The 21,110-nt window shown below is 57.4% G+C and carries 16 protein-coding genes and 1 tRNA gene; 14 read left to right on the forward strand and 3 right to left on the reverse strand.

Annotation, left to right across the window (positions count from 1 at the left end; translation table 11 throughout):
- Positions 1-2 precede the first annotated feature (2 nt).
- Positions 3-833 (reverse strand): S1 family peptidase, encoded by an 831-nt coding sequence (locus FMN63_RS25060; RefSeq protein WP_148586814.1) that lies wholly within the window; start codon positions 831-833, stop codon positions 3-5.
- 178 nt (positions 834-1,011) lie between these two features.
- On the opposite strand from FMN63_RS25060, the gene FMN63_RS25065 reads away from it, so the two are divergent.
- From FMN63_RS25065 to FMN63_RS25100, 8 genes are all read left to right on the forward strand, one after another.
- Positions 1,012-1,887 carry a phage capsid protein gene (locus FMN63_RS25065; RefSeq protein WP_148586815.1) on the forward strand — a complete coding sequence of 292 codons (876 nt, stop codon included), beginning with the start codon at positions 1,012-1,014 and terminating at the stop codon, positions 1,885-1,887.
- Between the two features lie 59 nt (positions 1,888-1,946).
- Positions 1,947-2,417: a hypothetical protein gene (locus FMN63_RS25070; protein ID WP_148586816.1), complete on the forward strand. Its 471-nt coding sequence runs from the start codon at positions 1,947-1,949 to the stop codon at positions 2,415-2,417.
- 64 nt (positions 2,418-2,481) lie between these two features.
- Positions 2,482-3,105 carry a hypothetical protein gene (locus FMN63_RS25075; protein WP_148586817.1) on the forward strand — a complete coding sequence of 208 codons (624 nt, stop codon included), beginning with the start codon at positions 2,482-2,484 and terminating at the stop codon, positions 3,103-3,105.
- Positions 3,105-5,171 (forward strand): phage tail protein, encoded by a 2,067-nt coding sequence (locus tag FMN63_RS25080; RefSeq protein WP_148586818.1) that lies wholly within the window; start codon positions 3,105-3,107, stop codon positions 5,169-5,171. Before FMN63_RS25075 ends, FMN63_RS25080 begins: the two co-directional genes overlap by 1 nt.
- A 9-nt stretch (positions 5,172-5,180) precedes the next feature.
- Complete coding sequence (locus tag FMN63_RS25085; RefSeq protein ID WP_148586819.1) at positions 5,181-5,729, forward strand: hypothetical protein; 549 nt, start codon at positions 5,181-5,183, stop codon at positions 5,727-5,729.
- A gap of 1 nt (position 5,730) precedes the next feature.
- The gene (locus FMN63_RS25090; protein ID WP_205514276.1) at positions 5,731-8,241 is read left to right on the forward strand and encodes a transglycosylase SLT domain-containing protein; all 2,511 of its coding nucleotides are present in this window, start codon (positions 5,731-5,733) and stop codon (positions 8,239-8,241) included.
- Positions 8,231-12,958 (forward strand): LPD38 domain-containing protein, encoded by a 4,728-nt coding sequence (locus tag FMN63_RS25095; protein WP_148586820.1) that lies wholly within the window; start codon positions 8,231-8,233, stop codon positions 12,956-12,958. The genes FMN63_RS25090 and FMN63_RS25095 overlap by 11 nt, the downstream gene beginning before the upstream one ends.
- 53 nt (positions 12,959-13,011) lie before the next feature.
- A complete protein-coding gene (locus tag FMN63_RS25100; RefSeq protein ID WP_148586821.1) occupies positions 13,012-15,645 on the forward strand; it encodes an endosialidase catalytic beta-propeller domain-containing protein in 2,634 nt (877 codons plus the stop codon).
- 24 nt (positions 15,646-15,669) lie between these two features.
- Here FMN63_RS25100 and FMN63_RS25105 read toward each other — a convergent pair whose 3' ends face one another.
- Entirely contained in the window at positions 15,670-16,389 is a 720-nt protein-coding gene (locus FMN63_RS25105) for a hypothetical protein (protein WP_148586822.1), read from the reverse strand.
- Positions 16,390-16,412: 23 nt separating this feature from the next.
- Between FMN63_RS25105 and FMN63_RS25110 the strand changes: the two genes are divergently transcribed.
- The 3 genes from FMN63_RS25110 to FMN63_RS25120 all read left to right on the forward strand — a co-directional run bounded on the left by FMN63_RS25110 (position 16,413) and on the right by FMN63_RS25120 (position 17,920).
- Positions 16,413-17,231, forward strand: a complete 819-nt coding sequence (locus tag FMN63_RS25110) for a glycoside hydrolase family 108 protein (RefSeq protein WP_148586823.1) — start codon at positions 16,413-16,415, stop codon at positions 17,229-17,231.
- The gene (locus FMN63_RS25115) at positions 17,228-17,533 is read left to right on the forward strand and encodes a hypothetical protein (protein ID WP_148586824.1); all 306 of its coding nucleotides are present in this window, start codon (positions 17,228-17,230) and stop codon (positions 17,531-17,533) included. Before FMN63_RS25110 ends, FMN63_RS25115 begins: the two co-directional genes overlap by 4 nt.
- A gap of 96 nt (positions 17,534-17,629) precedes the next feature.
- A complete protein-coding gene (locus FMN63_RS25120; RefSeq protein ID WP_148586825.1) occupies positions 17,630-17,920 on the forward strand; it encodes a hypothetical protein in 291 nt (96 codons plus the stop codon).
- 165 nt (positions 17,921-18,085) lie between these two features.
- Here the strand turns inward: FMN63_RS25120 and FMN63_RS25125 are convergent.
- A tRNA-Lys gene (locus tag FMN63_RS25125) sits at positions 18,086-18,161 on the reverse strand.
- Positions 18,162-18,532: 371 nt separating this feature from the next.
- Between FMN63_RS25125 and FMN63_RS25130 the strand changes: the two genes are divergently transcribed.
- From FMN63_RS25130 to FMN63_RS25140, 3 genes are all read left to right on the forward strand, one after another.
- Positions 18,533-18,826, forward strand: coding sequence for a hypothetical protein (locus FMN63_RS25130; RefSeq protein WP_148586826.1), 294 nt, complete (start codon positions 18,533-18,535; stop codon positions 18,824-18,826).
- Between the two features lie 341 nt (positions 18,827-19,167).
- A complete protein-coding gene (locus tag FMN63_RS25135) occupies positions 19,168-20,235 on the forward strand; it encodes a TAXI family TRAP transporter solute-binding subunit (RefSeq protein WP_286192757.1) in 1,068 nt (355 codons plus the stop codon).
- A gap of 127 nt (positions 20,236-20,362) precedes the next feature.
- On the forward strand, positions 20,363-21,103 hold the full coding sequence (locus FMN63_RS25140; RefSeq protein WP_148586828.1) for a cytochrome c biogenesis CcdA family protein: 741 nt from the start codon (positions 20,363-20,365) through the stop codon (positions 21,101-21,103).
- Positions 21,104-21,110: the final 7 nt, after the last annotated feature.

Here is a 21,110-nt window from a genome sequence, read left to right on the forward strand (position 1 = left end):
GGTCAAAGCCGAAATTTTGCTTTGATCTGCGGCAATAACGCCATAATTTCAGAAGCCCTAATGCAATATCCAAGATGCATCATGTCACCTATGTTCACTGCATACGAATTTGTAGGGACTGGTTTTCTTATTATTTCACCTGATTTATTGTATATTGGTCCGGCATATAGTAATCCGAGGAGCGAAGTTTTTTCCCCAACACCATAGCTTCCATCCAAGTTCACTATCGTTCCTCTAGTGTGTGAAAAGATCGGTGAACCGCTCGACCCTGGAAAACAGGCGATGTCGACCATAAATTCACTTTTGCCGTTGTACCTAAATTTGTAGGGAGTAGCGGTGTACCCATTTCTTACGATGGGAATGTTGTTCACCTCGTCCATCAGCCCGTTAGGATAGCCGACCATTTGTACCGGCAATATTTCGTCTTGCCATTTTGGGTCTTCAGGGTCGGCGAACAGGTTGCTGTCAATCTGTACTGAGAGCGGTTGGCGTCCATTCTCTTTGAGAATATGAAACATCTGTCCTAGCGGTATTGCCGCGACATCAACTTCAGGATCAGGGTGATAGACTACCAAGTTTTGCGCATTTTCTTGCTTCATGCGCTGCTGGCCCTCAGGTATAATTTTTGCTTCGCTATCTATAGTGTGTAAGTAGAATTCAACTTCATGTGCATCTTCTAATACGTGCCGGTTCGTAATCAGGAAAGGCACTGTTTTACCTTCGATTCGAAATGCGAATTGAAAGCCTGTGCCTAAGGCAGTTCCAGCGCTTGTATGCGCGACAATGCGAACTGTGGAATAGACCATTAGTGTTTGAGTACTGACGATAGGCAAAATGATTCCTCCTGAATCTGAAATGTAGTCGGTTTACCATAGCCACGCGGCCTTAGGCTTGATTTTGCCAAGGGCGGACCTGCAAGCGGCGCGGCCTTCTCCGGTTTCGGACCCGTGTCTGCAAGTGGCCTCTCCAGCCCCGGTGTTTTTCAGCTCAATCAACATCGAGGTACACGCGATGACCGCGCAGGCACCTGAGTGGTTCCGGACACAGTATCCGGCCCGCGCCATGCACATCTACCAGGAGCGAGGCAACCGTCTCCGCCCAACTGTTTCTCCGGCCGTTCGTTTCGAAGGCTCGAGCAAGGCGATCTTCTATCTGGCCGGCAAGATGAAAGCCGTCAAGAAGGACCGCAATCAGCAGAACACCCCTTCCGGTTCTGCCCGGAAGAAATTCGAAGTCGACATGTACACCTGGACCGCCTTCGACGAAGTCGAAGAATGGGATCTGGACCGTATGTCGATCGACGAGCGCGAGATCGTCTACGAAAGCGGTGCTATGGCGCTCGGCCGTGCGACCGACATCGAGATTTACCAGGTGATGGCAGCGAAAATTACGTCTGCCCCGGCTGGCCTCGATTTTTCGTCCGGAGCTTTCAATGCCGCCAACGCACTGACGCTCTGCTCCGCGCTGCAGCAGGATAAGGTTCCCTGGGATGGGAACGTCTATTGCGGACTGCCGTCTCTTCAGTGGAACCAGCTTCTGGCAAACAAGGTGGTCAACAGTGCCGATCATGTCGGCAGTGACATTCCGTTCGTGAAGGCGACCGACACCCGGTTCTGGAACGGGGTCAACTGGTTCCTGTTCGAGGAGGAAGAGGCCCAGGATCTCTATCCCGTTCCCTCTGCAAACAAACAGGACCTGTTCATCTGGCACAAGTCCGCCATGGGGTGGGGTGCTCACACCGATCTGCAAATGCGGGAACAGTGGGACAACCGTAACGATGTCTGGACCATCAACCTGAAGGCCAAGGGCGCTGCCAAGGAGCTTCAGGAAGGCAAAGGCATCAAGCGCTTTACCACATCCTCCAACAGCGCGATTGCGATCGTCTGACGATATGGCCGCCGGCGGTGCGCTGCCGGCGTTCTTTTCTCGAAATCTGGATCTGAACAATGTCTCTTGAAAAAAGCGGCTTCCGGACCATCGCTCATATCGGCACTGTCGATGCCTCTCTCGCAGGTTCGGTTCGTAACATTCACGCCTACATCACAAACGACGATGCCGCCGGCGTCGAAACCACCGACTATTTTCTGACGCTCTACGATCGTCTGAAGATTGGTGACGTCATCTTCTGCTCTCTTGATCTGGATGGCACACCAACGGTGCGCTTGTATGTTGTCACTGCGTCCTCGGCCTCGAGCGTGACCATCGCCCGCGAGACCTCGGTCGTCACCGGCGATCAGACGGCAATTGCAGCGCTCACGGAAAATGCCGGCGCGATCGGTGGCACCAACGATGGTGATCTGCCGGACCTTTCGTCTCCTGACGCAGCGACCAACGCCGCGGCGATCCGCGAGGTTGCGGCAAAACTGAACGCCCTTCAGGCCGCGCTTGTAGCTTCCGGACTGCTCGCTGCTTCCTAAGGCTTGATGGTTCGGACAGTCACGCGGGTTCTCGGTCCCGCGTGACTTGTCGCGTGAGGTGCCAATGTCCCTTCTTTCTACTCTCGATATCGTCAATGCTGCCTGCGCTGAGATCGGCGCGGATCCGCTGCAGGATCTGGACGAGGACACCATCGGCGGCCAGGCCGCCTCTCTGGTTTACGAGAACGTTGTCGACTTCAATCTGGGGCTGGAGCCTTTCGAGTTTAAGTTCGAAATCCGGCAACTCAGTCTGATCGCCGGTCAGGCGCCGCCTTCGGGCTATACCTATCTCTTCGATATTCCAGGCTCGCGCAGTGGTCCACCGCGATGGCTCTCAGATGATCTCACGGATCCGAACCGGATCTATAATCAGTTCCGGCTTATCAAGGGGCAGGTGCACGCGATGCACAGCCCGCTCTATGCCTCGGTTCCGTTTCGCCCCGATCCGAAGAACTGGGAGCCGGCATTCCGAAAGGCGACCGTGACTGCACTTGCGGCTCACCTGGCATTGGCCCTGGCAAGCGATCTCAAGACGCATAACACACTTCACGCCCGGGCCTATGGCTCTCCCCAGGAACAGAACCGGGGTGGAGAGATGCGCAACGCCATCAACAACAACTCCCAGGCAACACCGCCTCGTTCGATGCCTGTCGACGACAATCCGTTACTTAGCGCCTGGAGGTCCTGATGGTCGCTGTTCCCGGCCGCCTGCAATCCGCCTTTACCGCCGGCGAACTCGATCCGCTCCTCGAGGAACGGACGGAGCTCAAGTATTTTCGAACCGGTGCCAACCGGATGGAGAATGTCGTGACCATTCCTCAGGGCGGTTTCACGCTGCGAGGCGGGCTGGTCGATATCGGCCAGGTGGACAGCACAGCCGAGCGCATCTTCGGATTTCGAGCCTCTGACGGATCCGCCTATGACCTGGTCTTTGCCAGCGGCAAGATGGAAGCCTGGAGCGCAACAGCCAAACTTCAGACCGTGACGATCTCGTCCCTTACGGCTGGCATGTTGCCGAAGCTCAACCAGGCCCAGCTTCTGGATACGATGCTTCTGTTTCACCAGGATCTGAAACCGCAACGGATCAAGCACGCAGGTCCCACGAGCTGGGCTCGCGATGATGCGCCGCTCGAGGCGATCCCCAGCTACGACTACGGCGGGCCGATTGGCGGTGGTTCCTATACCAACGGCGTTGCGGCCGTGTGGCGTCTCGAATTTGTCGGGCTCACCAGCGGCACATCAATCTTCACTCTGACCGTGTCTCAACAGGAGACCGTTTCGCTGTCTTACAACAGCGACATGACCGTGTTGGCCGCGGCGATCCAGGCGGCGATCCTGGACCTGCCGAACGTCGCAAGCGGCGCAACGGCCGTTTCAGCGAGTGGTGGTGCGGGCGGAACGAAAATCAACATCACCTTTTCCGGTACCGGAAATGAAGGTGATGGCTGGGCGGTGTCCGGGACGGTCATCAACAAGGCCGATGCTGCGATCCTTGCAGCCAAGACGACGGCGGGAGTTGCGCCTGGTGAAGACGTGATCTCTGCCGATCGAGGGTGGCCGCGCTGTGGTGCGTTTTATAACCAACGTCTCCTGCTCGGTGGTTTCAAAAGCCTGCCCAACGCTTGGATGTTTTCGCTTCAGGGCGACTACTACAATTACGACGAACGGTTCACTGGCGCCAATGGTCCGGCGTTGATCCCGATGGACGTCGAGGGCGGCGAGGCGATCGAGCAGCTCGTTCCTTCCCGCAATCTCGCGATCTTCACGAACTCGGCCGAATACTGGATTGCCGAACGCGGTCTCGACAGAACGGAGCCTCCGAACCATGTCCAGTCGGGCGAGCGCGGCGTTAAGGCCGGCGTGCCTGTCGTCAAGAACGAGGGCGCACTCAATTTCGTTTCCAGCACCGGATCGGTGATCGGTGAATTCCGCTATACGGACGTTGAGGGCAATTTTGTCTCGCGCGATATTTCTCTGCTTGCGTCCCATCTCGTCGAGGATGTCAAAGACCAGGCCATGCGCCGGGCCGAAAAATCGACAAGCGGAAACCTGAATGGCGTTGTTCTGGAAGATGGCTCCGCGAGGCTCGGGATCTTTCTGCGCGAACAGGACATAACGGCGTTTTCGCGGATGACATCCGACAGCGCTTCATTCAAGGCGGTTTGCGCCAATGGTCGGAACGAAATGTCCTGGATCGTCGAGCGGCCAGGCGGCCGTCGGCTAGAGCGACTGACGACGGGGTATCTCCTCGATGAGGTGATGACCTTCAGCTACGGCAGTCCGCAAACCTCCATCAGCGGCCTGTCCCGGTTCGAGGGGCGGGAAATCTGGGTCATTGGAGATGACAACGTGCTCGGCCCCTATACGGTCGCTTCCGGCGCGATCACACTCGATTACGGTGTGACGACTGGGTATCTCGGCACCTGGTCGCCTCCCAAGGTCACCTTGCTGCCGCCTCCGCGCGACGTTGCGCCGAATGTGGTTGTCAAGCGGCCGATCCGGATCCCGACGGCAAAAATCTCTGTGCTTGATACGACGTCGCTCGCTGTCGCGATCAACGATGGTCCTTTGAAGAGTGTCGGGCTGTTTCGCTACGGACTGAAGGCAGATGTGCCGGAACTGCAGCAAGGTGTAACGGGAACACTGTCAATCGCCGGCCTGACCGGTTTCCACGAGGAACCCAAGCTTACACTGTCTCAATTGCGGCCGGGCAAACTGACGATCCGATCGGTGACGCCCGAACCTGCGTTTTAGGAGGTAGATATGCACCTGGCATTGGCAGCGATCGGCAAGGTTGTTGGATCGGGGCTCGGTACGGCTGCGAGCACGGCGGCCGGCACCGCCAGCGCGGCAGGCGGGATCGGTTCCACTGCTTTGACCGTCCTGCAGGGTCTTTCCGCAGGCATTGGCATTCTCGGCCAAATCGGGTCAGCGAATGCGGCCGCACGTGCATCTGAAGATGCAGCGGTGCAGGCCGATCTGGAGGCTGGCCAGGAAAAGGTCGATGCCACCAATCAGCAGACGCAGATGAAGCGGGAGCTGATGCGGATCCTTGGGGCAAACGAAGTCGCAACCGCGAATGCTGGCATCGATATTTCCGCCGGCATCGGCCAGCAAGCCAATGCATCGGCCAAGCGAGAGGCGCAGACAAATCTCTCTGTAAGCCGGAATGACCAGGAGTTCCGCTCTGCCCTTTACCGCCTTCGGGCAAATGGTCTGCGCCGAAAGGCGGATAGTCAGCGAACAGCCGGCCTCCTGAGTGCCGTCGGTACCGGCCTCGATTACGGCATCAGTCTTTACCAGCGGGGATAACATGGCAAACAGGCAGAGCCGGGATCCGGGGAGCTTCCGCAATATTCAAAGCCAGGCCCGGATCGGCGGCGTTCCTTCGTTCGCAGTCGATACGGGAGATGCGTCCCGGGCATTGGCGGACGTTGCCGTGTCGCTGTCGTCGAAGCTGAAGACGCTTGCCGACCGGGCTGCTGTTCGCGAGGCCGAAATGGCCGGACTGTCCGCGGGTGAGCGTGGCGCTGTTTCCTATATGCAGTCGCGTGCTGCCGAGCAGGACGCGCGCACTGGAACGCGGTCACGGCCGTCCCGTGGTCAGGTTAACGCGCCGGCGCACATTCGATCGTCGATCGTCGAGGCGGCGCAACGCCACGGTCAGGACCCGGCAAAACTTCTGAAGATTGCCGAGCTGGAGAGCAGTTTCAATCCAGCCGCGAAAAACAGCTCGTCGAGTGCGGGCGGCCTGTTTCAGTTTATTGATGGGACAGCTGCCGATTATGGCTTGAAGAACCGTTTTGATCCGGTTGAGGCGTCGGACGCCGGTGCACGCCTTTTGCGTGACAATCGAGCATACCTGGCGAAGGTTCTCGGTCGTGAGCCGACCGTTGGCGAATTGTATCTCGCCCATCAGCAAGGCAAGGGTGGAGCTGCTAAGCTCCTCGCCAATCCGGATGCCAAGGCAGTCGACCTGGTTGGTGCGGATGCTGTCAAGTTGAATGGCGGCAAGAAGGATATGACGGCGGCGGAATTTGCCGGTCTTTGGCTCCGGAAGGCTGGTGATGAGCCGGGAGATGTTCGACACGGGTTGCCGTCACTGAACTCCCAGCCGCTGGCGCTCCGCCGGGATGGAACGATCAGCGGAGACGCCTTCGACGCCGCGGCTACTCGAGCCTACAGCTGGCGGATGGCTGAAGGACTATCGACCGAACTTGCGAATGCCTATGACGATTTTGGCGACGATCCGTCCGGCTTCGCCGATCGTCTGGGTGAAATCGAAAAACGGTATCTGGCAGATCCGAGCCTGCAGGATCCCGAGTTGCGTGAGGCCTTCCAGAAGTCGTTCGCCCAGCAGTCACGATCCTACCGGCTCAACGTCGCGAGCCGGCAGGAAACACGGCTGAAGGCGGAAGAAGTTGCTGCAGCAGAGGGGGCTTTTTCTGCTCGAGAGCGCGACCTCGAGCGCCAGGCACATGCGCTTGGCGCAAATCCGGAAGGGGATGAAATCCTTTCCCAGCAGCTCGCGCGGGCTGGCGACATGGTCGATGCGGCTGTCGAGGCCGGAACGATCACTCCTCTGCAAGGGCAAAGGCAGAAAGAGAGCCTTGGCAAGACGGCCGCGCGGGCACGTGTCCAGGGCGTATTCGACGCACTTGAAACGCCGGCGCAGAAGGAACAGTTCGCCCTGTCACTCCTCGAGGACTGGCAGACCGGTGAGGGGGCGCTGGCCGCGCTTGACTTCTCCACTGTCAAGGCACTTTCGCAAACGCTCTTTCGCGATGCCCGGGCAGAGACCAACCGAAAAGACGCAACAACGAAACTGCAGAAAGTGCGGATCAAGGATCTGCTCAAGGACGATATTGCGTCGATCCAACGGACGGGAAAACCGGTTGATTTCACCGCGGCCGGTTTCGATGACGAGACCGTTCTCTCTGCGCTGACCCCCGAGGAATATGAAACCTGGCAGGAGGGACGCGACCTGGCTGGTCGTGTTTATGAGGCTGTAGCTGATCTGGAAACGCTTTCGGCTGATGACATCGAGCGGCGGCTCGAGTTGCTGGAACCCGATCCGGGGTCGCCTGGTTTCCGCGATCAGGAAGCTGTCCTGGCCGCCGCAGAAAAGAAAGCCGCTGATGTCATCAAGCTGCGTGCCCGCGATCCGGCCCGGGCTGTCGAGGAGAGTTTTCCGGAGGTTGCCGAGCTGGCCGATCTTGCCGATCCGGAAGCACCGGAAACGCTGGTCAACCTCGTCCAGGCTCGCCTGGAGGCGCAAGGGGCTCTGGATATCCCGGAGCTCGCCCGTCAGCCATTGACTGTCGAAGAAGCGTCGAACCTGGCTCGGGCCATAAAATCGGGAGACGCTAGCTCGCAGGCGGCGGCCATGAACGAGCTCGTCGGTCAAATTCAGGCAGCTTATGGTCCTCATGCCGATCAGGTTCTGCAGCAGGTGCTTGAGGTGCGGGGCATCGATAAGGATCTGGCACGGTACGGCGCGGCCGTGTTCGCGAAGGTGAACAAGCTCGACCGGCCGAGCGGCAGCGATCAGGCTGCCGCGCGCGTTAGCAGCGAGGCAACAGCCTCAGAACAGTCCTTCGGCGCGCGTGTCGATCCCGGGACGGACCCGGTCCCGCCTTATCGAGCTGTCCAGGACCTTCTGAAGAATCCGGATCTCGCTGCTCAGTTCGATGAGAAGTATGGAACTGGCGCAGCCGCCAGGATCCTCGATGCCCGGCCGGCCGATCCTTATCGGCGCAAGGTTGAAGGCGGGATCGAGTATGTAGACGAGACCGGAGAGGGGTTCATTCCGGATGCCCAATAATCATTTCGATCAATACGACGACGATCCGGTTCTCCAGCCAGGTGCCGCGCCTGGACTTGGCGAGCGTTTCCGCAAGAACTTCGATGCCGGCTATCGCTACAACACGATCCTGGGTGCCGTCGGTGATGCTTCGACGGAAAGCCGGCGCGGCGATCGCGAGCGGTTCGATGCAGCTTATGACGCGCTGCCCGAATGGCAGGGATTTACCGAGGGAACCGTCGCCCTGGGTGGGCAGATTGCCGGTACGGCCGCGAGCGTTGAAAACTTCGTGCCTGTCGGCCTTGGGGGCAAGGTGCTTGCCTCAACCAAAACAGCCGTCACCGGCCTCTGGGCTCGGGTCTTTGCAGGTGCGGTCGATAGCGCCGCAGTCAACGCAGTTTCAGATGCTGCCATACAAGGGATTGAGATCGGCGCGGATTTCCGTGAGGAGTTCGACCCCGTTCAATATGGTGCGAGCGTTCTGCTGGGAGCCGGCATCGGCGGTGCTGCCGGTGCCGCAGCGCGCGGTGTTGAGCTCGGTACGCCGAAAGTGAAAGAGGCACTCGCGCCGAAGCGACCGCCGTTGCAAGCCGTCGAGCCGGTTGCCGGCCGTCCCGGTGTTGTCGAGGCTCCGGCGGATCCTGCCAAGGGGATAGAGGCCGAGCCACTGAACGGTCAAGCCGTCACGATCCTTGAGGACCAAGCCGGGGTTAAAGACGGGATGGTCAAGGTTCGGCTCGAGGATGGCACCGAACATGTTCTCGGCCAGAAACTGGTAAAGGACGCCCCTGCAGCTCCCGCGGCAAAAGACAAGGCGGCTTCTGGAAACACGGCGGAAACACCAAACGCTGCAGATGTCGATGCGCCCCCCGTCGCGGCACGCAGGCTCGGCGACGATCTCTCCGATCGCGGCCTCGAGGCTCGAGAAATTGTTTCTCGGGAAGTCCCGGAGCAAGGCGCAGGCAAGGCCCCGGATCCTGGGCCGAAGGTTGATCCGGAGGCGGCTGAACCGGCGAAGCCTGCCGGGGCAGCGAAACAGGCGTCTGCCGCGGCCGAGTTTCTGCAGGTGGAAACGGTCTCCCGATCGGATGTTATCGACAAGGGTACGAGAGCGCGACCGGCAAAAGGTAAGTCTTCAACCGGCGATGAGGCGGCCGCCGAGCCGGTTGCGCGTGTGCGTGAAACTGCAGAAGCGCTGGCGCTCGCCCTCGATATTCCGGCAACCCGGCAGGGGCGGATCCGCGGATCCAAAAAGGTGCTTGGCCAATACAACACCAAGACAGGTGGCGTGCGTGTCCAGTCGCTCGATGACTTCGACACTTTGACCCACGAATACGGTCATCACCTTGATAACAAGATCCCGGAAGTGAAGGCCTTTATCGGACGAAACTCCGAAGCACTCCGGCCGCTCGATTACGACGGCACGAAACAGCGGGATTTCGAAGGTTTTGCCGAGTTCTTCCGGCTGTGGATCACAAACCGTCCCTATGTCGAAAAACAGATGCCGGATCTTGCTGCCGATTTTGCCGAGGTCCTGAAGAAACATCCGGATCTGATGAAGGGTATCGATGATGCGGCCGAGGCCTGGTCGGCATTCATGGATGCTCCGAGCCAGGCGGCCGTTGCTGCAACGATTGTCAGTTCAAAAGAGAAGGGCTGGATCCAGACTGCGAGGAAGGAATTCTCTGAAGGTGGGATTGGAGGGACGATTTCGGATGTCCTGGAGCGGATCTACGGTTTCTTTCTTGATGATCTCAATCCGCTGCAGCGCGCGGTCTCCCATCTGAAAGACCTTCATTTCGAGAATACCGGAAAACATCTGGACCTGAATGTGTCGAGCGACGCCTACAAGCTCGCACGGATCAGCCGCGGCGCGTTCTCGGCCGGGCATATGGACGTCATGTATGGCGTTGCTCCGTATAAAGGCCTCAACCCCGAAAGCCCGTCGCTGCGTGATGCGATCATCGAGGCGACCGGCAAGCCCAATTCCCTTTCCGCCTGGGACGATGCATTGGTACGAGATTTCGGGTCCTATTTGTGGAGCCGGCGCGCGATCGGCGAGTGGCAGCGGTTCAAGGCGGGTGACATTCCGAATGCGCCGGACAAGCTGACCGAAGGCGATCACCTTCAGAACGTCAAGGACCTGGTGAAAGCCAATCCTCAGTTCGAGGCGGCGGCCGAGAAAGTCTACCAGTACAGCCGTGCGCTCTGGAAAAAGAAATACGACGCTGGCCTGATCGACCGGAAGACCTGGCAGGAAGGGCTTGCCATCGTCGACTATGTGCCCGGGCTTCGCGATTTCGCGACATCGAAAACAGACGAGAAACTGCCGGCCGGAAAGACGCGCAAGGCGAAAGATCTGAAGTATGGCATCGCGCGCCGGTTCAAGGGGTCGAAGCGGGATGTGATCAACCCTCTCGAAAGCCTTGCTGCTGATGCCTACGAGACTGCAATGACAATTGCGCGCAACGATGTTCTGAAGGCCTTGTATCGCCTGACAAAGGTGGCGGGTGTCGGCAGCGCACGCATTGCCGAGGAGATCCCCGTCAAGCAGCTGCAGGCCTCGATGGTGGATCCGCTCGAGGCAGTGGAGAGTGCGGCTCGTAACGCCGGCATGAGCAAGCAGGACATCATGCTGATCCGCGACGCGGTCGAGAGCGCGGTCGGCGACGAGAAGGCCGCCATCTTCCGGCCGGCCATGATCAACGAGGCGGGGGAGCCGATCGTGTTCTTCCGCGATGGCGGCGACCTGAAGGCACTGCGCCTGGCGGACGGACCATTCGGCCGCGACATGTATTCGGCTCTAACCATGATGAACCAGGCCGAGAAGAACTTCTGGCTTGAGTTGATCGCGATGCCGGCGCGTGTACTCCGGATCGGCATCACGACATCGCTCGACTTCATTGGGGCAAACTTCGTGCGCGACCAGGCAATGGCAGCGATCTATTACGGCAAGCCGCTCAAGCGTCTCGGCCGGTCCCTCCAGGGGGCTGCTGATGATCTGATGGGATCGGAGACGGCTCGCGCCTATGCGCGCTCATACGGCATTTCCGGCGGGCAGGAAACGGCCAGCCTCGGCCAGGCCCGCATCAAGCGTGACATCTCGAAACTGAAGCGCAAGGGCTGGGTGGCTCAACGCCTGACCAGTTTCAGAGGCGTTCTGGAAACTGCGGAAGTGGCCGAGACTGCCTCGCGGATCGGCCTTTACCGCACGTTCAAGGACGAGGCCAAGGCACGCGGGCTTGACGATTATGAGGCAGCGCTCGAGGCTTCTTGGCGTGCGCGCGATTATATCGATTTTGACAGGCGTGGATCCCAGATGGCGGCGGTCGCCCGGATTGTGCCGTTTCTGAATGCGTCCCTGCAGGGCCTGGACAAGACAGGCCGTCACATGCTGATGCCGCTCGCGCGTAAGGCCTTAGGACTTTCCTCCGGACCGGAAGATGCGCGAGCGCTTGGCGAGGCGGTGAAGGCCTGGGCCCGCATGGCGGTCGCGACTGCCGGCACGGTGTCTCTATATGCGCTGATGTCCCGTCACGAAGACCATGACGAGATCTCGACCTACACCAGGTCGACGCACTGGACCGTCAAGATGGGCGAGAAGTGGCTGGCCATCCCGAAGCCGTTCGAACTGGCGACAGTCTTCAACCTGGCAGAGGCAACGTTCGAAGCGATCAAGCTCAAGGATCCGATCGCTTTTGGCCGCTGGCTGGACAGCCTTCATTATTCGCTGACGCCGCCTTCGATCCTGGAAGGCAACCCGACGATCAATAGCTACTTCGAAGTCCGGACCAATAAGAACCTGTTCACGGATGCACCGATCGTTCCGGAGCATATGACTGCCCTCGAGCCCATGCTTCAGTATACATCGCGCACGACAGAGTTTTCCAAACAGCTCGGAGAAGCGTTCAACATGTCGCCGGCGATCATCGATCATCTGATCATGAACCACCTGGCGAGCTGGGGCCGGTCCGCGCTTTCCCTCTACGATATGGCGCAACCTGACGCACCTGTTCCGGGGTGGGACGACGCCCCGATTTCGCGCCGGTTCATCAAGGATGCAGCCAAAGGCAGCCAGTCGGTGACGATGTTCTGGGATCTGATGGCAAGCCGCTCCGGAGCGTTGGAAGGCAAGGCGCAGAGCTGGAAGCAACTCGGCCCTGTCGAGCGTGCTGATTTTTATGCCGCGCAAGACGAAATCGGGAAGGCCTATATCGCGCTATCGACACACAAGGCGGATGTCAAAAGGATCCACCCGCTTGTCCGTGCCCGTGGTGCCGTCCAGGCGATCAACATCTTGCGCCGGGAAATGTCTTCCGGAACCTTGCGCAATCAGATGGGCGAACCCCAGGCCGTGACGCCGGCGGCAAAGTCCGCGGCCGACGATGTTCTCGGGACGCTGTCCATGGCGATCTCTCGCAATGCCCTGATGGCGACCGGGATCGAAGGGTGGGCGCAACGCACGCCGATCGACGAGATGGGTTTCTACCGCGAGCTCGAGGCTATTGATCCGGCGCTCCTTGAGACCCTTGGCTCGCTTTTTGCCGAAAAGAAGGTCTGGTCTTTCGACGCGGTGCAACGTGCCTGGCCCGAACTGCAGGCCAGGTTGTTGTCTGATGGATCTGATGCACTGACGATCGATCTGGTTGCGAGTGTCGAGGCAGAAGGCTTTGCCATTTCTAGCGGCCTGAAGCGACCAGAAGCCTCGAAACCGCAGGTCATACCTGCCGGCGGTTGACCATACCTCCAGGCGCTTAGCCTCGCCTTATCCCAAAAGGCGAGGCCCCTTCAATGAGCGCTGTTTTTCCAATCGAGACCAAAGCCCGCTATGCGAAATACACGGCAACTGCAGGGCAGACGCTGTTTGATATTCCCTTCGAGTTTCAGCAAAACCGCGATGTGAAGGTTCAGAAAACGGCCGCGGCTGGTGGAAGCCCTACCGTTCTGACCGAAGGTGCCGATTACACCGTTGCCGGTGCCGATGTTTATAATGGCGGCAGTTTCACGCTTGTTGCAGGGGCAGCAGCGGGAGATACGCTGGAAATTTGGGGCGAGGCGGTTCTCGATCGAAAAAGTTCTGTTGTGCAGAACGGAATTTTCAGCTCCAAAACGCAAGATGACGAACATGATCGTCACAGGATCATTCAGCAGGAATTGAGGCGTGACACTGATCGAGCGGTTAAGGTTGCCTTCGGAGAAAGCGCTCAAGAACTCCCGACGCCAGGCTCTGACCAAGCTGTTTTAGGGTGGTCGGGCTCCAAGCTGGTCAACAAGGTGCTTGTTGACCAGGATCTGGAGGCGCTTCCGGCAACGGCCAGCACCTACCTCAAGCGAAATGGCTCAGGCACAGCATTTGTGCCCATGACACGCGCGGAGGTCTTCGCCGACCTGATCATCGACAAGTCGATTGAGTTCAGCCATTTGTCGGATGGGGCGGTCGATTTTCTGAAGGCCTTTTCAGTCTCGGAAGAAAATTCCGCTGCAGACAACAAGACGGCGCTGGCCAACCTGGAGCTGGTTCTTTCCGGCCGGGAAATCGATGCAGGCTGGAAGACAATCTCCCTTCCTTCCCTGTCCGACATTCCAACCGGAAACAACTACAAGCACGGCTACTGGAAGGTCTCCAACGGTGAAGCCGTTAATCCCAAGGACATCAAATATCCGATGGCGGATACGCTCCAGGTGAGCCAGCCCAGAAAGCTGACCTCATCGAGGCGCTATGACGGCTGGCCGCAGGGTAAATTCCATGAAAGCGACGGGGTGATCTATTTCCCCTGGAACCAGGGGACCAGTCACCTTGCGGATGACCTGCACCCGTGCATGGTGCGTTCATTTGACGGTGCGCAATCCGCGCAGGACTTCGAGCGGTTGTTCCAGCAGTCCGGACTTACCGGCGGTGTCACATGCTGGGCGGCGGATGCAAATGACGGTCAGCAATTCGCGATTGTTCGTGAGAGTGAAACGGCGACCGAGCACAAGCTCTACGCGCGGCGTTTGGGGCAAAAGAAAAAACTGACCGGGCAGATCGTCGCGAGCAACGGAAGCACGAGCTATCAATTCATCGCGCCGAACCACGGGGTGCGCTCAGGCAACAAGATCAAGTTCAATTCGAACGTATCCATTGGTGGCACGACGCTTGTCGCCGGGACCGAGTACACGGTGACCAACGGCACGCCGAGCCGGTTCTATTTCATCGGACCGTCAGCCTCGTCTGACGAAACACTTGCCTCTGCGGACCATGTGCTGACTTTCGTGGAAAGCGGTTGGACCGAAATCAACTGGGGTGGCACGTCGCTCGGATCCAAGCTGATTGCAGATATCGCCGACCAGACGGGCCAGCCGACCATGTTCCACAGCATGGCCTGCGTGCCGAGCAGTGGGGGAACGGTCTATACCTGCGTGCACGGCGGTTCGGCAACCGCAGGCCCGTCGCTGGTCAAGCTTACCGGATTGCTTGGAAATAGTCCGGCCATTGAATACAGCAGGAAAATCACGACAGCGTCCCGCGTAGAGGCGACGGTGCATCGCGATACTGACGGCACGCTCTACGGGTTTGCCAGAACCCAGTTCACAAACAATTCGCCGCTCGCCTGGTGGAGCGATAACGATGGCGTCACGATGAACACCAACATAGGCGGGCCTGTTGGTTTCATGCAGTATTCGCCCATTCCGTTGACGATGATCGGCGATACGATTTTCGCCTTTGCGTCTGAAAACCGGACAGGAACGGATGACGTTTCCGGGAACTACGAAAAGCGGGAGGTGCCGCTCTATCTGCTGGTGGCCGACAAGACGGACTTCAAGGCGAATTATTGGGACGCCGTCGAGTTCATCTATCTCGGCACAGCCTACAAATGGTCAGACTTCGAGGGCCTCAACGCTGTCTTTGTTGGAGACATCATCTCCTTTAACGGTGGTCTAATTTTGATGCATTCCACCGACAACGAAGACCCGGGTGTTGGCACAGGCGTTCCGGATATCATCGTGACAAAGATCCGTGTCGATGATGAAAAGCTCGAAACACACGGAATTCAAAAGGCCATCGGTCGGTCGGCATTCAACGGAGCGCCCATGATTGCCGTTTACGACAAGCTCCATGTCGAGGAATTGTCTGGGTCTTCGGGAGTGGCTTCGCAGGCCCTTGTCAAGGGATCTGACGGCACCCTTTATTCCGGCAGAAATATTTCCGTCAGCCGAAACAGTACCGGAAATTACACTTTGACCTGGCCGGCGCTGCCTTCTGCAAACAGGGTCTTCGCGTCTGTTTCCTGCCGAAACGTCAACGGCTACGCACAGGCGGTGAACGTCAACACCACGGGCTGCACGGTCTACACCAAGGCGTACAGCACGGATGCCGTGGCGGACTATGATTTCCAGATCGAAGTGACTTACATCTCCGACTGGGTTCGCGACGCCTGGGCATAAGAAACTGGTTAAAGCTCGGGCTTCTTACTTTGGCAATTTGTAATTGTGATTAATGAATTTGCCATGTGTCACGCTCATGTACGTAGCTGTTAAGCCCTTCAGCTCGCGTGCGCACAAGAAAAAACTGCTGATGAAACGCCCTCTAGGGTCAGTGGTTTGTTGGTGGTAAAATTCGGCTCGTTCTTCGGCCGTATTGCCGACGTGAGCGCTGAAGTCATTTACGAGGGAAACGACTTCCTCTCTGTTTTTTGCTGTGTCCCTGATACCGGTTGGCGGTTTGTGAACAAAGTCTACTATTTTTAGATTTGTCAAAAGATCTTTACAGTGAATGTCGTTAAAGTGGAGTCTTTCTAGTTTGTGAGCGAAATCATTCCTGATTACTGCAATGTAATTAAGGTCGTTGTGCAATAATTCACCGTAAAAATCATGCAAGTATCCTAGGTTAATTTTTGTCCTCAGGCTTCCTAGTGCGCCACTTGCGTGAAAAATGCTTTCAAATATTTTTTTTGTTTTGCTATTTTCCTCTTTTCTCATTTTGTGTTTGAAAAGGTCTTTGAGAAGGTTGTCGAGAAAAGCCCCGGCGAGCAAGGCTGTTGCGTGATCTGAGGAGTTAAACATTTCCTTAAGGGCGTTGCGCTCATGTTCGTCTTCCGGCACGTAATGCATCTTGACGTTCCAACCTTTGCTGATGCGTTCAACAGTTAACCCTACCTGCATAGGCCGATAATCGCGATCAGAAACCAATCCGGCAACCGGAGATCGCGATTATGACGGCGGTGAATTTCGAGGAATGCCTGTCCTGGGTGCTCGTCCATGAAGGTGGATACGCCAACCACCCCAAGGACCCGGGCGGCGCCACGAACAAGGGGGTGATCCAGCGTACCTATGACGGCTATCGCCGGCGGATGAACCTTTCCAGGCAAAGCGTCAAGCACATCACCGATGCGGAAGTCCGCGCGATCTACCGGGAGCAATACTGGCAGGCGGTCGCGGCCGACCAGCTTCCTGCCGGCGTTGACTATGCCGTGTTCGACTATGGGGTGAACTCCGGGCCGAAACGGGCAATCAAGGATCTGCAGCGCGTCCTGGGCGTCGAGGCGGACGGCTGGATCGGCAACGTCACCCTGGCGGCGCTTGGCGATCTGTCCGCCGATACCGTTGTTCGCCAGCTGTGCGAGCGGCGCTACAAGTTCGTCCGGGGGCTCAAGCACTGGTCGACCTTCGGCAAGGGTTGGACGCGGCGCATCATGGGCGAAAAGCTCGGCGTGCAAACGGACGATTACGGCGTGATCGACCGGGGCGTGTTGCTGGCCATGAATGCCGAGCAGCGGCCGACGCCCGTGCCGATCCCCGCGCCGAATGCGGAGGCTCCCGGCAAGGCTCTGGAGGAAGACAAGGGCACGATTGCCGTTGTCGAGGAAATCGCCAAGGATCCCAAGTGGCTCACGCTGCTGGGGGCCTTCGGTTCCAGTCTGGTCACCATTGCCACCAGTTCCGGCCCCATCGCCTGGGCAGTTGCCGGCTGCCTGGTCGCCGGCGGGATCTATTTCATCTACCGGCTTGAGCGTGACCGGGTGACGGCATGATTGCCGCCTATGAAATCGCAAAGCGCGTCCTGGGCAACAAATACGCCCTGGGCGGGCTTCTCTGCCTGGCCATGCTGTCAGGCATCTGGATCTACGGGGAAACGCGCTGGAGGGCCGGCTATGCGGCATATGAAACGGAACTGGCGGAAGGTGCTGCGGAAGCTGAGCGCGCACGCGTCCAGGATGAAACCCGGCTCAAGGGCCTTTCTGATCATGATCTTTGTGCCGGCTACCTTCGCTCTCGGGGGCTGCCCGTCGAAGCATGTCAGCAACTGCGCGGGCTTCCGGGCGAACGCCCTTAGCCCGGCCGGCACTGTTGCCCTGGCGCAGGCTGACCGGCCAGGCCTGGAGCGCGTTGCCGCAAATGATGCAAACTATCAACGCCTGGGGTGCCCCTGATGGCGGAGCAGAAGTCGCGTATGGTCGACAGCAGAATTTCACTGGGCAATGTCTTAACCATCTTCGCACTCATCGTCGGTTTTGCGGTGCAGTGGGGAATGTTGTCGTCGGATTTAAGATCACTGCGCGAAGACTACGGCCGACGCATAACTGACCTTGAGGAAGGTTGGAAGACGCTCGGCCAGGAACGCATTAGAGAGGCTCGAGATCTTGCTGATATGAGAGCAGATATGCGTTGGATCCGCGCTACGCTGGAGCGCCTGGAGTGGGATCTGAAGCCTCGAAAATAGGTATCCGCATCACTTTTTGTCGCGCACGATAGAATGAGCCGTGGAAAAACAAAATTAGAACGAAATCTCACACGTGTGAGATGTGAGGAAAAAATTCGCCTCACATGTTCTCATTCTGTTTTATTTCGACTTTGTGATAAGAGGCTGATTTTGTTCCGGAATTTTTGGTGAGCCGACAGGGGTTCGAACCCTGGACCTACTGATTAAAAGTCAGTTGCTCTACCAGCTGAGCTATCGGCTCTCACCAATTTCCGAAGCGGTTCAGTGCGTTGTTGCAGCGCGACCGCGTTGGTGGCGTGTGTTTAGGCCGAGCTTGAGGACAATGCAAGAGGCAAAATCGACTTTTTCAACAAGCTAGGAAAAATCGGCATTTTTGTATGCACGTCGATGAATACACTGGGGAAAATTCGCGTAGTGATGAATTACAATACCGCTTGTTGATAGTGTTAAATTGAAAGCTAATAGTAATACCTAGAGAAAGTCGATTTACTATTTCAGAATATATTTGCAAAGTTTCGCTTTAAAGAAAATAACGATCATTCTCCTGCGAAAACTGTCAGGTAGCGCAATAAAGTCGGGTGATGTAACGTTGTTGGATACATGAGAGGTTACATGCACACCACGACAATCGACACCCATACGAGCTCCGTCGAGTTTGATTTCGTGAAAGGGCACATCGCTGCGACGATGACGCTGATTCATGGACTGATCGACCAGGGCTTGATCGACCGGGAACGGCTCGACCTGTTTTTTGCGTCATTTATCGGAGATCTTCCGCATAGCCGGGAAACGCTTGGCTTGCGTCTGATCCTCGATCAGTGGCGACAGGGCCTTCGCGATGGAGACGCTGACGAAGAGCTCAAGGGCAAGCTTTTTGAAGTTATCAAGGGAGGCCGTCACAACTGATTTTTCTTCAGTATGGCCGGCCCAGGGTAGGGGGCCGTGGCATATTTCGTTGCTCGACCTTGATGAAACGAAGATTATTTGAACTTTAAAAATTCACTTTTCAATTTGTAGCCCTTACCGATCCGCTTTCTCAGTTCAGGTATTTTGTGATTGAACCGGTTGTTGCCAGCTGGTGTTCATAAGACACCTTTGCTACTCCTTGGATATCGTGTTTGGTGCGGAAACAGCGCCACTGGATCAATGGAAACCGATGCGGGTTCCTAAATGCACGGGTCGCGTTCGGTGTGCTCGTCAGTTGGAAAGGGATGCCGCTTCCAAGAAACGGCAGAAGGGCTGAACTGTTGGCAAAGCTACTGGAGACTGTCGTTGCTACGAAGCGCTTGAGGCGCCACTGGACCGGTTTCAGTCCCACACGCACCCGCCTTTCAGCGTTCCTTGGCGCCGGCTTGCTTCTTGTCGGTTGGGCGCTTGGAAGTGCCCGTGCGGATGAACAGCATTTCATAACCATAGGAACCGGCGGGGTGACGGGCGTCTATTATCCTTCCGGTGGCGCGACCTGCAAAATCGTCAACATGACCCGTTCAGAGCACGGTGTTCGGTGTTCTGTCGAAACCACACTCGGCTCAATCGCCAACATCGGGAAAATTCATTCCGGCGAAATCGATTTCGGTTATGTCCAGTCCGACTGGCAGCACCATGCTTATCTGGGGACATCCGCATTCGAAAAAGACGGCCCGTTCGAGGAACTGCGCTCTATCTTCTCACTCCATTCCGAGGTTGCGACCATCGCCGTTCGAGAAGATTCTCCTTATCGGAAGTTCGACGATTTGAAAGGGGCGCGAATAAACATAGGCGGCAAAGGGTCTGGATCGGCGGCTTCCTGGAATTCCCTTATCAGCAGATTGGGCTGGTCTGAGAGCGATCAGGAAAGCCTTCAGGAACTCAAAACTTCCGAATTGTCGGAGGCACTGTGTTCGGGCAGGATTGATGCCTATTTCGAACTTATCGGCCACCCCGCCGCATTGATTGAGGAAACTCAGGCTCGCTGCAACATTCGCCTGATCGGGATAGACGGCAAGGCAATCGATGCGCTTGTGGTTGAGGCTCCATACTATATGCCTGCCGATATTCCGGCGGGTCTATATGGCCTTGATCAGCCCGTTGGTTCTTTCGGCGTTGTCGCCACTTTCGTGACATCCGCGCGTATGCCGGAAGAGATCGTCAGGACGCTTGTGAAGGCTGTTTTCGAAAATTTTGAGAGCTTCAAGCGTCTTCATCCGGCTTTAAGCCGCCTGACCGAGAAGGACTTGGTGGCCTACAAGATGCCGGCGCCGCTACATCCTGGCGCATTGACCTACTTCCAGGAAAAAGGCCTAGTGCCCGCAACCGCTCCGGCGCAGGCAAACTGACCGGGCGAACGTCGCTCTCCAAATGGTGAGCACTTGTGTCTTTGGTCAACGTTGGGAAACGGCTAAGAAGGTCGCCCCAAGCCTCACCGGATTGCCGGTGTGGCCGCCAGAACAACCGGAATATCGAATGATTCAGGAAGTCACCATCGTAGGCGCTGCGCTTGCCGGCGTTCTATCTTTTGTCTCGCCTTGCGTTCTGCCCCTCGTGCCACCGTATCTCGGGTTCCTGGCGGGTGTCTCGCTGGAGCAACTGTCTGGTGAAGCCGAAGACAGCAACGCAGCGTCGCGGCGTGTTTTTCTAAGCGCCCTGTTTTTTGTGCTGGGTTTTTCGACTGTGTTCGTTCTTCTCGGTGCGACAGCCAGTTTCCTGGGCCAGTTCATTCGAGCCTATCTGGACTATCTGAGCTACATTGCGGGCGCCGCAATCATCGTCATGGGGCTTCATTTCCTGGGCATTTTCCGCATCGGCATGCTTTACAAGGAAGCGCGTGTTCATGTGGAGAAAAAGCCTGCAGGACCGTTTGGCGCCTACGTGATCGGCCTGGCATTCGGATTTGGTTGGACCCCCTGTGTCGGTCCAATTCTGGCTGCCATTCTGTTTGTCGCAGGCGGCAAGGAAACGGTCGGGCAGGGCGCTTTGCTGTTGAGTGCCTACGCTCTCGGACTCGGTATCCCGTTTTTGATTGCTGCCCTTTTCGCGTCGCCGTTCCTCAAATTCATGCGAAAGTTCCGCAAACATATGGGCGCGGTTGAAAAAACCATGGGCGTAGTGCTTGTCCTGACCGGGGTCATGTTCCTGACCGGGCAGATGGCTGTTATGTCCTACTGGCTCCTGGAGACGTTTCCCGCACTTCAGACGATCGGTTAGCGCATCA

It is taken from the genome of Stappia sp. BW2 (assembly GCF_008107695.1).
GTDB lineage: Bacteria > Pseudomonadota > Alphaproteobacteria > Rhizobiales > Stappiaceae > Roseibium.

Excerpts from the sequence above, each read along its gene's own strand:
- FMN63_RS25065 (WP_148586815.1), top strand. The coding sequence starts at position 1,012 with ATGACCGCGCAGGCACCTGAGTGGTTCCGGACACAGTATCCGGCCCGC.
- FMN63_RS25070 (WP_148586816.1), top strand. The coding sequence starts at position 1,947 with ATGTCTCTTGAAAAAAGCGGCTTCCGGACCATCGCTCATATCGGCACT.
- FMN63_RS25075 (WP_148586817.1), top strand. The coding sequence starts at position 2,482 with ATGTCCCTTCTTTCTACTCTCGATATCGTCAATGCTGCCTGCGCTGAG.
- FMN63_RS25080 (WP_148586818.1), top strand. The coding sequence starts at position 3,105 with ATGGTCGCTGTTCCCGGCCGCCTGCAATCCGCCTTTACCGCCGGCGAA.
- FMN63_RS25085 (WP_148586819.1), top strand. The coding sequence starts at position 5,181 with ATGCACCTGGCATTGGCAGCGATCGGCAAGGTTGTTGGATCGGGGCTC.
- FMN63_RS25090 (WP_205514276.1), top strand. The coding sequence starts at position 5,731 with ATGGCAAACAGGCAGAGCCGGGATCCGGGGAGCTTCCGCAATATTCAA.
- FMN63_RS25095 (WP_148586820.1), top strand. The coding sequence starts at position 8,231 with ATGCCCAATAATCATTTCGATCAATACGACGACGATCCGGTTCTCCAG.
- FMN63_RS25100 (WP_148586821.1), top strand. The coding sequence starts at position 13,012 with ATGAGCGCTGTTTTTCCAATCGAGACCAAAGCCCGCTATGCGAAATAC.
- FMN63_RS25110 (WP_148586823.1), top strand. The coding sequence starts at position 16,413 with ATGACGGCGGTGAATTTCGAGGAATGCCTGTCCTGGGTGCTCGTCCAT.
- FMN63_RS25115 (WP_148586824.1), top strand. The coding sequence starts at position 17,228 with ATGATTGCCGCCTATGAAATCGCAAAGCGCGTCCTGGGCAACAAATAC.
- FMN63_RS25120 (WP_148586825.1), top strand. The coding sequence starts at position 17,630 with ATGGCGGAGCAGAAGTCGCGTATGGTCGACAGCAGAATTTCACTGGGC.
- FMN63_RS25130 (WP_148586826.1), top strand. The coding sequence starts at position 18,533 with ATGCACACCACGACAATCGACACCCATACGAGCTCCGTCGAGTTTGAT.
- FMN63_RS25140 (WP_148586828.1), top strand. The coding sequence starts at position 20,363 with ATGATTCAGGAAGTCACCATCGTAGGCGCTGCGCTTGCCGGCGTTCTA.